This is a genomic window from Ruegeria sp. H9 (assembly GCF_056532915.1).
Map to the genome: position 1 here is coordinate 552,741 of NZ_JBQFNX010000002.1, position 12,897 is coordinate 565,637.

Sequence of the window (12,897 nt, forward strand, 5' to 3'; positions counted from 1 at the left end):
AGCATTGGCCCATCCGAAACGAAACAAGGCGGCCCCGAGGGGCCACCCTGTTCCAGATATTTTAGCACTACCGGGGTGCCGGGGGATTTCTTCGGTTCCCCCTCAGGCACGCTTTAAGCTTCGAGGATGTCATCCTCTTCCGCTTCGGGTGGCATTTCAAAGTCTAACCCATGCGCGGCACGTATTTTGTCTTCGATCTCGAGCGCCGCACGGGAATTGTCACGCAGATATTGCTTGGCATTCTCACGCCCCTGCCCGATCCGCTCATCACCGTAGCTAAACCACGAACCCGACTTTTCGACCACACCGGCCTTGACGCCCAGATCCAGAAGCTCACCCATTTTGCTGATGCCTTCGCCATACATGATGTCGAATTCCACCTGCTTGAACGGCGGTGCCACCTTGTTCTTGACGACCTTGACGCGGGTCTGGTTGCCCACAACTTCGTCCCGATCCTTGATCGCACCGATACGGCGAATATCCAGACGGACCGAGCTGTAGAATTTCAACGCATTACCACCGGTAGTGGTTTCCGGGCTGCCAAACATCACACCGATCTTCATCCTGATCTGGTTGATGAAGATCACCATGCAGTTCGAGCGATTGATCGAGCCGGTCAGCTTGCGCATCGCCTGGCTCATCAGCCGGGCCTGAACACCCACGCTGCTGTCACCCATGTCGCCTTCCAACTCGGATTTCGGCGTCAGCGCCGCAACCGAGTCGACCACGACCATGTTCACGGCCCCCGACCGCACCAAGGTGTCGGTGATCTCAAGGGCCTGCTCGCCGGTGTCGGGCTGAGAGATCAGCAATTCATCCAGATCCACACCCAGCTTGCGCGCATATTGAGGGTCCAGCGCATGTTCTGCGTCGACGAACGCGCAGACTCCGCCGCGTTTTTGCTGTTCAGCGATGCAGTGCAGCGTCAGCGTGGTCTTACCCGAGCTTTCCGGGCCATAAATCTCGACGATCCGCCCCATCGGCAGGCCGCCGATCCCCAGCGCGATATCCAAGCCCAGCGATCCGGTCGAGCTCGCATCGATATCCTGCTTGGAATCTTCGCCCAACTTCATGATCGAGCCCTTGCCGAACTGCCGTTCGATCTGGGCCAATGCGCTATCGAGCGCCTTTTGCTTGTCTGCGTTTTTCTTGTCGCTCATCGTCAGAAGATCCGCCATTGTCCTGTCGCCTTCTCTTTTGTCACACCCTTGATCGGGCGGCAATCGCTGCTTTGTTCGCCTCTTGTTCCTTATGGGACCAAAAAGAGAACATTTCAACTAAAACTTATGAAAACTACTCTTCAGCAATTGTGTTAAAGAGTCGTTTACGACAATCTGAGACTTGAAAGGCGTTGAAGAGAAAAGATAAATGCTTGTTTTCTATGAAAAGCGGCTTGCGCTTCTGTCTGTTCCAAAGACCGGCTCCACCGCGTATCAATCAGCTTTACGCGATAGGGCCGATATCGTTGTATCCGGACCAACAGACCTGAAACATTCGAACATGCGTCGCTATGATCGCTTCTTCCAGACCATGTTTCGCAAGATGTTTGATGCAGAAATGGACGTCATGGCCATTGTGCGCGAACCTGTCGATTGGTTGGGAAGTTGGTATCGATATCGAACGCGCGCCGAATTGGCAGGTCATCCGCATTCCACAAAAGGTTTAAGCTTCGAGGCATTCCTTGACGCCTATATGCAAAACCCCCGCCCGGCCTACGCAGATGTGGGATGCCAAACCGATTTTTTGCGACCCCGCAGTAACGGTAAAGGTGTTGCGCATATCTTCAAATATGACAGCCAGCAAAAGATAATGGATTTCCTTCAGAATCGGCTGGAATGTAAAATCGATCTACCGCGTGAGAACGTCTCGCCCGCTTGCCCGATGGACTTCTCAAAACAAACTGAACTCCGGTTCCAATCATTGAACGCCGCAGAATACGCATTGTATCGTGCTGCCGAATAGCGTTTTCAATTCATTTGCTGAAACACCGCTTCGGTCAGCTGGGTCAACGAAAACGGCTTGGGTAGGAAGGTGGAATTTTCGATCTGAGGACCAGATTCGCCGAATGCCCCCTCAGTATAGCCTGACATGAAGACCACCCGCACGTCAGGCCGTGTTTTCATGGCCTCGCGCACCCAGGTCGGGCCGTCCATTCCGGGCATGACGACATCGGTAACAAAAACATCCACCAGCAAATTGGGGTCGTCCAACAATTGCAGCGCATCTTCGGCTGATTCAGCTTCAAGCACAGTGTAGCCTTTCAAGCGAAGCGCCCGCGTCGCGAAGGCGCGCACCGGGGCTTCGTCTTCGACCAACAAAACCACGCCTTCACCCAATCGGGAACTTTGCACCTCTGACGTATCGGGGGCCTCAGGCTCCGATTCTTGGACCCGGGAACTCACAGGCAAGAGCACGGTGAATTCCGTTCCCCGGTCCTGCACACTGTCGACAAATATGAAACCGCCAGTCTGTTTTACGATCCCGTAAACAGTCGATAGCCCCAGCCCCGTCCCCTCGCCTGTGCGTTTGGTCGTATAAAATGGCTCAAACACTTTTTGCAGTTTGTCTGCAGGAATCCCGATGCCGCTATCGATGACTTTGACCGTAACATATTCTCCCGGCTGTACCGTAGCCCGATCGCGCGTGATCGATTGATCCAATGTCACTACTTCGGTCTCGATCCGAATCTCCCCACCCTCAGGCATCGCATCACGCGCATTGACGACCAGGTTCATCAAGACCTGCTCTAACTGGCGCTTGTCCGCGCAGACGGATTTGAGCACCGGATCATGACTGAGCGTCAGGCGGACCTTCTCGCCCACAAGACGGTTTAGCAAATGGATAAGGTCTGAAATCGTATCTCGCAGATCCAGCACCTCGGGCCGGAGCGTTTGTTTGCGCGAAAAGGCCAGAAGCTGGCTGACCAACGCTGCAGCACGGTTGGCGTTCTGATTGATCTGTATAAGATCGCCGTAATTCGGGTCATCTTGGTCATGGCGCAACAGCAACAGATCACAATGCCCCGAAATCGCCGTCAGCAAGTTATTGAAATCATGTGCGACCCCGCCAGCCAATTGCCCAACGGCTTGCATCTTCTGGCCTTGGACAAACTGCGCCTCCATCGTTTTCAGTTCGGTGGCATCGTTCAGAACCGCAATAAGACAAACCTGACCATCCCTGAGAATCCGTGACAGCGTAACTTGCACAAATACCTCTTTGTCCTTGCGCACCAAACGCAGGAATTCAGACCGCGGTGCTGCGCCTTGTTCGGCAGCACTCGCCAGCCAGTCCCTGATCGGATAGCCGAGCCCCTGCATCATGCTTTCGATATTCGTCCGCCCCGGTTGGATCTCACCGACCAATTCAACTGCGAGGTGGTTTGCTTCGCTAACATCTCCATCGGGAGACATGCACATGATCGCAACTGGCAAATCTGCAAATGATGTCGTGTGCTGCGGTCCTTCGGCGTGCTGCAGCGGCGTTAAAAGCAACTCACGCACAATACCGCTGTGCCTTAGCGTTGTGACAGTGAATGGTGCTTCGGTTTCCCCGGTTTTAATCTGTATGATGCTACCATCAACTGCACCGCCAGCTTGAACCATCGGCTTGAGGCATGTGGGAATCTGACCAAAAAGCTCGATAGCCGCATCATTGGCATCCAGCACCACGTCATTTCGTCCGACCGTCAGAACCGGCCGCTGCACGCTGCGCCAGATCTGGGGTGCATCTATTCTAAAACGCCAGCAAAACCGATTTTCACCCAGCTTTGAAACAGACACCGGTATTGTTTGTCCGCGCGTGACAACATCTTCTTCCCAAAAACCCCGTTTCAGGGCATGAGACTGCAAACGCAACAGCGCCGCCGACGGGTTTGCAAATACGGTACGCAGAGACTCATCTAGTCGCGTACCCGCGTTCCGAATAAGACGCGCATTGGCCTGAGCGTTTGCAACTAGCACCTCGCCCGTCGCATCCGAAATGACACAGGCATCGGTTTCTTGCTCTAGAAAACCCGTCATCGCAGCGTATGTTTGCGCTTCGATCTGATTCAATATCCAAGCACGCGCCAAGGCAAAGACCACTACTACCAGGAAGGACAAGCCAACGGCTGCGACCCCGGCACTTAACCGTGGCGGCAAGACGTCAAAGAAGGAAAGTACGCTCAATAAAATGGCGATCAATGCCAGTGAGGCATAGCGCCCACGATCAATGCCCCATCCACTTGATCGAGAGGGGGTAAATTCAGATTGAATAGACATAAACAGCCCGGATTATTACAATTTCTGATCAATATCTGCCTGCAATGGTTAATTGCTGCTTAATGATCAGTGACATAAACTTCTTAAGGTTGTGTTTTAAAGTTTATATTCGCGTCAAGTGTGCTGTAAAAAAACCATCGGTCCCGTGTGAAACCAGCCACGTTTTGCGGTATCTGCTCTGCCATTCGGGATTGCTGGCCAAGAATCCATCAATAATGCCGTCGTTTTCAATCGTCAGCATCGAGCAGGTCGCATAGGCAAGCACGCCTTTGGGCGCAACGAGAGGTGAAACGTCTCGTAGAATAGCGGCCTGAATCTGCGTCAGCTCGTCCAAGCGCTCCGGTGTAAGCGCCCATTTCCCTGCCGGTGCTCGGCGCCACGATCCGCTGCCGGAACAGGGCACATCTGTCAAAACGACATCGAACAGCGCCTGACTGGAGACTTGGCCTGTGGTCAAGATCGTGACATCTGCGCCCGCCCTTGCCGCGCGTGCTGACAAATCCCGCATGCGTTTGGGACTGGCATCATGGGCAAAGACGTGAACGCCGAGGGCCCTTGCCGCCAAAGCCAAAGCCTTACCACCGCCGCCTGCACAGTAGTCCAGAACTCGCATGCCTGGCTGCAAATCAAGCGCGGCAACAACCGCCTGGCTTGCGGCATCCTGCAACTCAACCAGCCCATCTGTATACGGACCGCTCTGAGATATCTTGCGTGCGCCCTCGGTAACTTCCAATGCAGTATCGCAGGCCGGATGTGGATGCGCCGTGATCTCCTCGGCAGCCAGTCGCTGAATGGCTGTAGGCAGGTCAGTTTTCAGCAGGTTGACCCTCAGATGAATCGGAGCGCGCGATTGTAGCGTGGCTGCGGCAAGTTCAGCTTCGTCCTTCAACGCGGCCTGAAATTGAGGCCACAACCATTCGGGGATATCCAGACGTTCTGCGTCGCTCTGAAATGACCTGGGTTGGTCAGCCTCGGTTACCTCTGCAGGTGCATATCGCTCGCCCGAAAACACTGAAGTTAAGTCTGAGCCCAAGGATCGGGCGGCACCGATCATCAGGCCGCGCCCCGTCTCGGATCCACCGAGCGCCGAGAAGGATCGCTTGCACCGCAATGCATCAAACACATGATCCCGGATCGCAGCGCGATCCTTAGATCCCGCGAACCGACTGCGTCGAGCCCAGCCGGTCAACGCCTTCTCGACCGGTGCACCGGCAAGAATGTCATCGAGGATCTCGATCGAGGCCTGTACCCGAGCAGCAGGTGTCATCGCGTTTTCCGTTCGTCTACACGATCAATTTCGAGAGACCCCCTGAAGGGTCTCACAAACTTACATCACGCGATAATTGGGGCTTTCCCGTGTGATCTGAACGTCATGCACATGGCTTTCCTTCAAACCTGCGCCAGTGATTTTGACAAAGTTGCAGTTCTGGCGCATCTCATCGACGGTGGCACAACCGGTATAGCCCATCGCCGCGCGCAAACCTCCAACCAGTTGGTGCACAACAGCGCTTGCGGACCCTTTGTACGGCACCTGACCTTCGATCCCTTCGGGCACCAGCTTGTCATTCGCGGCGTCCTTCTGGAAATAGCGATCCGCCGAGCCGCGTGCCATCGCACCCAGGCTGCCCATGCCGCGATAGGATTTGAACGAACGTCCTTGATACAGAATGACTTCGCCCGGGCTTTCATCCGTACCAGCGATCATTGAGCCGACCATGGCACAAGACGCACCCGCCGCTATGGCCTTGGCAAAATCGCCCGAGAATTTGATCCCGCCATCCGCGATGACCGGAACATCCCCGGCCGCAGCAGCGCAATCCATGATCGCCGTCAACTGTGGAACCCCAACGCCCGCAACCATCCGTGTTGTGCAGATAGATCCCGGCCCGATGCCCACCTTGATTGCGTCAGCGCCCGCGTCGATCAACGCCTTCGTTGCCTCAGCTGTGGCGACGTTCCCGGCGATGATCTGCACCTCATTCGACAGTGTCTTGGCGCGCTTTACCGCGTCCAGCACCCCCTGCGAATGGCCGTGTGCCGTGTCCACAACGATGATGTCGACGCCTGAATCCACCAGCTGCTCAGACCGCTCAAATCCTGTATCACCAACCGAGGTAGCCGCTGCCACCCTCAGGCGACCCAGGCGGTCTTTGCATGCAGTAGGGTTCAGCACAGCCTGTTCGGTGTCTTTCAGGGTCAGCAAACCGGTCAGTTTGCCACCACCGTCAACAACCAACAGTTTTTCGATCCGGCGCGCGCGCATCAGGCTTTTGGCTTCTTCGAGATCGGCAGGCTCTTGCAGCATCGCCAGATTGTCCGAAGTCATCATCGCGTGGATCGGCGTATCATCCGAGGTTGCAAAGCGCATATCTCGGTTCGTGACGATACCAACGACCCGGCCACTTTCGTCTACCACAGGGAAACCTGTGAAATTATACCGCTCGACCAAAGCCTGCGCATCCGCCAGTGTCTGATCCGCGCGCAACGTCACAGGGTTATAGACGATACCGGATTCGAACCGCTTTACCCGACGAATTTCACGCGCCTGTTCCTCGACTGAGAGGTTCTTGTGCACAACTCCGATCCCTCCGGCTTGTGCCATCGCGATGGCCATGCGCGCCTCGGTCACCGTGTCCATCGCCGAACTGAGCAGCGGGATGTTCATAGTGATTTCACGCGTCACGCGTGTGCTCGTATCTGCCGTTGCCGGCAGCACAGAAGATGCGCCCGGAACCAGAAGAACGTCGTCGAAGGTGAGTGCCTCACGAATCTGCATTTGATAACCCCATGCAAAAGCCCGTTTGACGGTGACCCTATTGCATGGATTTCACCAGAGGGAAAGCCCCGAACCCAAGTTGTTTTCCCCTGCGGGCTTCTACCACGCCCGAAAACGACGCAAGCAATGCAAAACGTGCCGCTGAATGCCCTTTCCCTTTGCGTTCAAACCCATATGTTCGCCGGCATACGCGCGAATACAAAGGCAGGCCATTCATGACCACCGATCCTCTTGTCGTTTTCACCCCGTCCGGCAAACGCGGGCACTTTCCCGTTGGCACGCCAATCCTGACGGCAGCGCGCCAGTTGGGTGTCGATCTTGATTCAGTCTGCGGTGGACGCGGTATTTGTTCGAAATGTCAGATCACCCCCAGCTATGGCGAGTTTCCCAAGCATGGCGTGACCGTCTCGGAGGACGCGCTGAGCGAATGGAACGCGGTTGAACAGCGTTATGACGACAAGCGAGGCTTGAAACCCGGGCGCCGTTTGGGCTGTCAGGCCTCGGTTCAGGGTGACGTGGTGATCGACGTGCCTCCTGAAAGCCAGGTTCACCGTCAGGTGGTCCGCAAGGCCGCCGCCGCCCGCGCCATCACCATGGACCCTGCTACACGCCTGTATTTCGTGGTGGTGGAAGAACCCGACATGCACTCGCCCACAGGCGATCTGGAACGGTTAGAGCGCGCCTTGCGCGAGCAGTGGAAGATCGACGCAATAACCGCCGACCTGTCCCTGATGTCCAAGCTGCAGCCAGTGCTTCGCAAAGGGAAATGGGAGGTCACGGTCGCCGTCCACAAAGGCCTCAAGGACAACGTGGCCCGTATCGTCGAAATTTGGCCCGGCCTGCACGAACATGGGCTTTACGGTCTGGCTATCGACCTCGGCTCGACCACCATCGCTGCGCACCTGACCGATCTGGAAACAGGTGAAGTCAAGGCTTCTTCCGGCCTGATGAACCCGCAAATTCGTTTCGGCGAAGACCTGATGAGCCGCGTGTCTTACGCCATGATGAATCCCGGTGGCGACAAGGAAATGACCCGGGCCGTGCGCGAAGCGATCAACGATCTGACCACTTCAATCGCTGATGAGGCCGGGATCGATGCCGCTTTGATCGTCGAAACGGTGTTCGTCTGCAATCCGGTCATGCACCATCTTTTGCTGGGTCTGGACCCAGTCGAACTGGGTCAGGCGCCATTTGCGCTCGCGACGTCCGAAAGCATGTCCCTGCCTGCGCATGAGATGGACCTGACCACGATGAATCCACGCGCGCAGGTCTACATCCTGCCGTGTATTGCGGGCCATGTGGGTGCGGACTGCGCTGCCGTTGCCCTATCCGAGGAACCCGGCAAGTCCGACGATCTGGTACTGATCGTGGATGTGGGTACCAATGCGGAAATCTTGCTGGGCAACACCCACCGCGTTCTGGCCTGTTCGTCACCCACCGGCCCCGCATTTGAGGGTGCCCAGATTAGCTCGGGCCAGAGAGCCGCGCCCGGTGCGATTGAACGAATCGAAATCGATCCTGTCACCAAAGAACCGCGTTTCCGCGTGATCGGGTCCGAAAAATGGTCGAATGACGAAGGCTTTGATCAGGACATTGCCACCACGGGCATCACCGGTATCTGCGGCTCAGGCATTATCGAGGCCGTGGCCGAGATGCGCATTGCAGGTCTTCTGGACGAAAGCGGGCTGATCGGCTCGGCCGCGCAGACGGGCACACCGCGTTGCGTTCCCGAAGGCCGCACCAACTCCTATCTGATCCACGACGCCAGCGCCGAGGGCGGTCCGCGTATCACGGTAACTCAGGGTGATATCCGTGCCATCCAGTTGGCTAAATCCGCGCTCTACGCCGGAGCGCGTCTCCTAATGGATGAGATGGAGGTTGACCGTGTGGATCGCGTGGTACTTGCCGGTGCCTTCGGCGCGCATATTTCGACCAAACACGCGATGGTGCTGGGTATGATCCCTGATGCACCGCTGGAGAAGGTCTCCAGCGCGGGTAATGCCGCTGGAACCGGTGCCCGGATCGCGCTGTGTAACATCGGATCGCGGGCCGAGATCGAACGCGTGGTGCGCGAGATCACCAAGGTCGAAACGGCAATCGAGCCCAAGTTTCAGGACCATTTCGTCGCCGCCAATGCGATCCCGCACAAAACCGATCCGTTCCCTGAATTGGCGCAGGTCGTCACCCTGCCCGCTCCGTCCTTCAATACCGGCGGCGGGGATGAGGAAAAATCTGGCCGTCGACGCCGCCGGAGGTCATAGTCGCCCCATCCACAGGAGGCGAATATGACATCAGTGAACGAGGAACAGGCGGAATTCTGGGGAAACTCGGAACAAGGCACCAAATGGCTGACCTTTGAGGATCAGCTTGACCACGCCTTCGCGCCCGTTCTTGATCTCGTTCTGGACCGGGCCGCCCTGTCGGCGGGTATGCAAGTGCTGGATATCGGATGCGGCACAGGCGTCAGTGCAATCGCAGCGGCGCGCGCGGTTGGGGCCGAAGGACACGTATTGGCGGCCGATATATCGCAGCCGTTTCTGGACCGCGCAGCCAAACGTGCTGAAAGCAACGGGATACAGACTATCACTTTTCAGCACGCGGATGCGCAAACCTACGCGTTTGAACCCGGACAAATGGATGCCGCAATCTCCCGGTTTGGTGTCATGTTTTTTAGCGACTCGATCGCAGCATTCCGAAACATCGCCTTGGCACTGAAACCCGGTGGGCAAATGACGTTCGCTTCCTGGGGGCCATTGGACGTCAACCCGTGGTTCAAGATACCCCATGTCGCCGCCGTTCGGCGAATGGGTCAACCGCCCCGCGTAGACCGCTATGCGCCCGGGCCGCTGGCGTTCCACGACATCAACCATGTCAAAGGTCTGATGACCCAAGCGGGGTTGTCTGAAATAACCGGCGACGCGATCACAGTGAACCTGACGGGTTTTGGCGGCGTTGAAGGCACGGCGAGGCTGGTGACACGTGTTGGTCCTGCGGGCCGTGTTGTTGCTCATTTCGAAGGGAGTGAGGCTGATACTGACGCTATTCAAGAAGCGGTCGCAAAAGAGTTCCGACAGTATAAGTCTGGTTCGGAGATCCTCATCCCGGCGATGATCAACCTCTATCAGGCCCGACGCGCAGAATGATTGGAGCGGGTAGCGGGAATCGAACCCGCGCGTTCAGCTTGGGAAGCTGACAGGCTACCATTACATCATACCCGCCGCTGGGCATTGATTAGCACTGCTCTTTACTGGGGTTCAAGGGTCAACAAACGCTGACGAATCGAAAAGGCCGGATCAAAAAATCCGGCCCAATCCATTGTTTTATTTACCTTAAGCGCGGCGACGACGACCACCGCCACGACGTCCGCGTGCACCCTCGCCTTCGGCTCCGGCCTCGGCGGGTGGTTTGTTGAACCTGATCCACTCACCGCCATGTGCGTCGTTGTTGGTCAGCAGGTTGGCGGCGCGGATGGCCTCCATCTCTTTGCCCGCACGCGGAAGGGTCGAACCCAGACCGAACATCTGTACAAAGGTTTCGTCGTCCATATCCTCGGGCAGAATGATACCGGCGGCAGCAACGGCCTCTTTCTTTTCAGCAATCTTCTTCTGCGTAACCGGCAGAGCCACCGGGTTCATGATCGCTGAAGTCATTCCAGCACCCATTGCCATCGGCAGGAAGGCGTTGTTGATACCGTGACGGTTCGGCAGGCCGAACGAGATGTTGGACGCACCGCATGTGGTGTTCACGCCCAGCTCTTCCCGCAGACGACGGACCAGAGCAAACACCTGCTGGCCAGCAGTTGCCATCGCACCAATCGGCATGACCAGCGGATCGACCACGATGTCGTGAGCCGGGATGCCGTGATCGGCTGCACGCTCAACGATGGTTTTGGCGACGGCAAAACGCACATCAGGGTCTTCCGAGATTCCGGTGTCATCGTTCGAGATCGCCACAACGGGTACGTTGTATTTCTTGACCAGTGGCAGAACCAGTTCCAGACGCTCTTCTTCACCGGTGACCGAGTTCAACAGCGGACGACCTTCCGCCGCCTCAAGACCGGCTTCCAAAGCGCCCGGAACCGAAGAATCGATGCAAAGCGGTACATCAACAAGCCCCTGCACCAGCTCGACGATCTTGGTCATCAGCGGCGGCTCGGTCTCGTTCGGGTTGGGGTTCGAGTTGTAGACGACACCTGCGTTGATATCCAGAACGGTCGCACCTGCAGCGACCTGCGCCAGAGCATCCTTTTCGACTGTCGAGAAATCGCCTGCTTCCAATTCGGCAGCCAGTTTCTTACGGCCCGTTGGGTTGATCCGCTCACCGATAACGCAGAACGGTTCGTCAAAGCCCAGAACGGCAGTTTTTGTTTTTGATTCTACGACTGTACGGGTCATGTCCGTTCCTTAGGAGTTAACTGGCTTTGCCGAAGCGCCGCCGTTGTTGATCGCCCAGTTGGCGTTGGTCTTGATCCCCCCCAGCGGGAAGAAGTGAACCTTGGTGATATTGAAATCCGGGTTGGCTGCCTTGTGATTGGCCAGTTCGGTGACCACATCGGTTGGCTCGTAGGGCAAAAGCAGCTTGGACACGTCCATGGCGCGCTTCTGCAGGACTTTCAGCGATGGGCCAACGCCGCAGGCGATAGCGAATTTGATCAGCGTCTGCAGCTTCGCCGGGCCCGCGATACCGATATGGATCGGCAGATCAATACCCGCTTCTTTCAGGCTATCTGCCCAAGCGATGATCGGCTTGGCGTCGAACGCAAACTGAGTGGCCAGCGCCATTTCGGCGTCGGTGGTTTCCGAAAACTTCTGCTTCCAGCGCAGCGCGTCATCGACATTCTTGGTCGAGCCGTCGGGATCGATATCCTTGTTGCCTTCGGGGTGACCGGCTACGTGCAGTCGCTTGAACCCCGCCTTGTCGAACAGTCCGGTTTCCAGCAGCTGCATCGAGCTGTCGAAATCACCATGCGGTTTGGCGACCCCACCGGCCAGCAGAAGCGCCTGCTCGACACCCGCTTCACCCTGATACATGGAAATCCAGTTTTCCAGCGTCGCGGCATCCTTGATGATCCGTGCCGGGAAATGCGGCATGACAGGGTAACCTTCGGCCGCGATGCGCTTGGCGGTTTTGACCATGTCTTCGATTGGCGTGCCCTCGATATGGGCGATGTAGACACGGGTGCCTTCTGGCAGCAGCGCGCGGAAATCTTCGACCTTTTCCGCAGTGCGCGGCATCACCTCGATCGAGTAGCCCTGCAAAAAGGCTTCGACGGTCGGGTTCACAGGGCCGTTTTCGACCGCATCACGTTTCTTGAAGTTCAGCAAAGCCATAGCGGCCTCCCATAAAGATCTGGGGCTCATGCCCAACCGTCATTGGCGATCAGGGTCTTGATACGGTCCTGATCGTACTCTGTTTCCAAACGCGCGGCCTCGGCTTCGGCAATTTCGGACGGGTCGCCCTCAACTGCGAAAGGCTCGGCTTTGCGCCACTCGGCCAGATAGGCATCACTATCCTTGGCGTTCACCTTCATTGCGGCCCGGTCGATGGCTTGTTCAAACCGCTCTTCCAACTGCCGCTTAGCGCCACGACGGCCCTTGCCGACGATGACTTGGGCGGGAATATCGCGCCAATATACGATGGTGACGTCAGGCATTACCGTGATTCCTCCTAACCAGATGGACCGGTTCTAAACTTCAATGTGGGTCCAAGTCGGTCGATTTTCGACATACGGCGTATTTGCAGCGACCTTTTTGCCCACGGCTGCATACCGCAGCTTTTAATGCCTTGGTGGCCAAAACCGAACATCAAAATCCTAATGACTTTAATGAGCGTCTTGCGTGATCCAATTGCGCGACCTATGGT

At 56.7% G+C, this 12,897-nt stretch carries 10 protein-coding genes and 1 tRNA gene; 3 read left to right on the plus strand and 8 right to left on the minus strand.

Going from position 1 to position 12,897, the window contains the following annotated elements; genetic code table 11:
* Positions 1–113: 113 nt before the first annotated feature.
* Positions 114–1,178: a recombinase RecA gene (gene recA / locus ACR0CZ_RS11305; protein WP_170393025.1), complete on the minus strand. Its 1,065-nt coding sequence runs from the start codon at positions 1,176–1,178 to the stop codon at positions 114–116.
* A 190-nt stretch (positions 1,179–1,368) separates the two neighbouring features.
* On the opposite strand from recA, the gene ACR0CZ_RS11310 reads away from it, so the two are divergent.
* Entirely contained in the window at positions 1,369–1,962 is a 594-nt protein-coding gene (locus ACR0CZ_RS11310; protein ID WP_170393024.1) for a sulfotransferase family 2 domain-containing protein, read from the plus strand.
* Positions 1,963–1,967: 5 nt separating this feature from the next.
* On the opposite strand, the gene ACR0CZ_RS11315 is transcribed toward ACR0CZ_RS11310, so the two are convergent.
* The 3 genes from ACR0CZ_RS11315 to guaB form a co-directional block, all read right to left on the minus strand.
* Positions 1,968–4,259, minus strand: a complete 2,292-nt coding sequence (locus ACR0CZ_RS11315) for an ATP-binding protein (protein WP_170393023.1) — start codon at positions 4,257–4,259, stop codon at positions 1,968–1,970.
* Between the two features lie 103 nt (positions 4,260–4,362).
* The gene (locus tag ACR0CZ_RS11320; RefSeq protein ID WP_170393022.1) at positions 4,363–5,526 is read right to left on the minus strand and encodes an RsmB/NOP family class I SAM-dependent RNA methyltransferase; all 1,164 of its coding nucleotides are present in this window, start codon (positions 5,524–5,526) and stop codon (positions 4,363–4,365) included.
* A gap of 60 nt (positions 5,527–5,586) precedes the next feature.
* Positions 5,587–7,035, minus strand: a complete 1,449-nt coding sequence (guaB, locus tag ACR0CZ_RS11325) for an IMP dehydrogenase (protein ID WP_480536938.1) — start codon at positions 7,033–7,035, stop codon at positions 5,587–5,589.
* 215 nt (positions 7,036–7,250) lie between these two features.
* Between guaB and ACR0CZ_RS11330 the strand changes: the two genes are divergently transcribed.
* Entirely contained in the window at positions 7,251–9,296 is a 2,046-nt protein-coding gene (locus ACR0CZ_RS11330) for an ASKHA domain-containing protein (RefSeq protein WP_170393020.1), read from the plus strand.
* 24 nt (positions 9,297–9,320) lie between these two features.
* Complete coding sequence (locus ACR0CZ_RS11335; RefSeq protein WP_170393019.1) at positions 9,321–10,178, plus strand: methyltransferase domain-containing protein; 858 nt, start codon at positions 9,321–9,323, stop codon at positions 10,176–10,178.
* A gap of 1 nt (position 10,179) precedes the next feature.
* Here the strand turns inward: ACR0CZ_RS11335 and ACR0CZ_RS11340 are convergent.
* The 4 genes from ACR0CZ_RS11340 to ACR0CZ_RS11355 all read right to left on the minus strand — a co-directional run bounded on the left by ACR0CZ_RS11340 (position 10,180) and on the right by ACR0CZ_RS11355 (position 12,688).
* A tRNA-Gly gene (locus ACR0CZ_RS11340) sits at positions 10,180–10,253 on the minus strand.
* 111 nt (positions 10,254–10,364) lie between these two features.
* Complete coding sequence (locus ACR0CZ_RS11345; protein WP_170393018.1) at positions 10,365–11,429, minus strand: methyltetrahydrofolate cobalamin methyltransferase; 1,065 nt, start codon at positions 11,427–11,429, stop codon at positions 10,365–10,367.
* 9 nt (positions 11,430–11,438) lie between these two features.
* Positions 11,439–12,365, minus strand: a complete 927-nt coding sequence (locus tag ACR0CZ_RS11350) for a methylenetetrahydrofolate reductase (protein ID WP_170393017.1) — start codon at positions 12,363–12,365, stop codon at positions 11,439–11,441.
* Positions 12,366–12,391: 26 nt separating this feature from the next.
* A complete protein-coding gene (locus ACR0CZ_RS11355; RefSeq protein WP_170393016.1) occupies positions 12,392–12,688 on the minus strand; it encodes a virulence factor in 297 nt (98 codons plus the stop codon).
* Positions 12,689–12,897: the final 209 nt, after the last annotated feature.

Coding starts and splice junctions, on each gene's coding strand:
- recA (WP_170393025.1), bottom strand. CDS start 1,178: ATGGCGGATCTTCTGACGATGAGCGACAAGAAAAACGCAGACAAGCAA.
- ACR0CZ_RS11310 (WP_170393024.1), top strand. CDS start 1,369: ATGCTTGTTTTCTATGAAAAGCGGCTTGCGCTTCTGTCTGTTCCAAAG.
- ACR0CZ_RS11315 (WP_170393023.1), bottom strand. CDS start 4,259: ATGTCTATTCAATCTGAATTTACCCCCTCTCGATCAAGTGGATGGGGC.
- ACR0CZ_RS11320 (WP_170393022.1), bottom strand. CDS start 5,526: ATGACACCTGCTGCTCGGGTACAGGCCTCGATCGAGATCCTCGATGAC.
- guaB (WP_480536938.1), bottom strand. CDS start 7,035: ATGCAGATTCGTGAGGCACTCACCTTCGACGACGTTCTTCTGGTTCCG.
- ACR0CZ_RS11330 (WP_170393020.1), top strand. CDS start 7,251: ATGACCACCGATCCTCTTGTCGTTTTCACCCCGTCCGGCAAACGCGGG.
- ACR0CZ_RS11335 (WP_170393019.1), top strand. CDS start 9,321: ATGACATCAGTGAACGAGGAACAGGCGGAATTCTGGGGAAACTCGGAA.
- ACR0CZ_RS11345 (WP_170393018.1), bottom strand. CDS start 11,429: ATGACCCGTACAGTCGTAGAATCAAAAACAAAAACTGCCGTTCTGGGC.
- ACR0CZ_RS11350 (WP_170393017.1), bottom strand. CDS start 12,365: ATGGCTTTGCTGAACTTCAAGAAACGTGATGCGGTCGAAAACGGCCCT.
- ACR0CZ_RS11355 (WP_170393016.1), bottom strand. CDS start 12,688: ATGCCTGACGTCACCATCGTATATTGGCGCGATATTCCCGCCCAAGTC.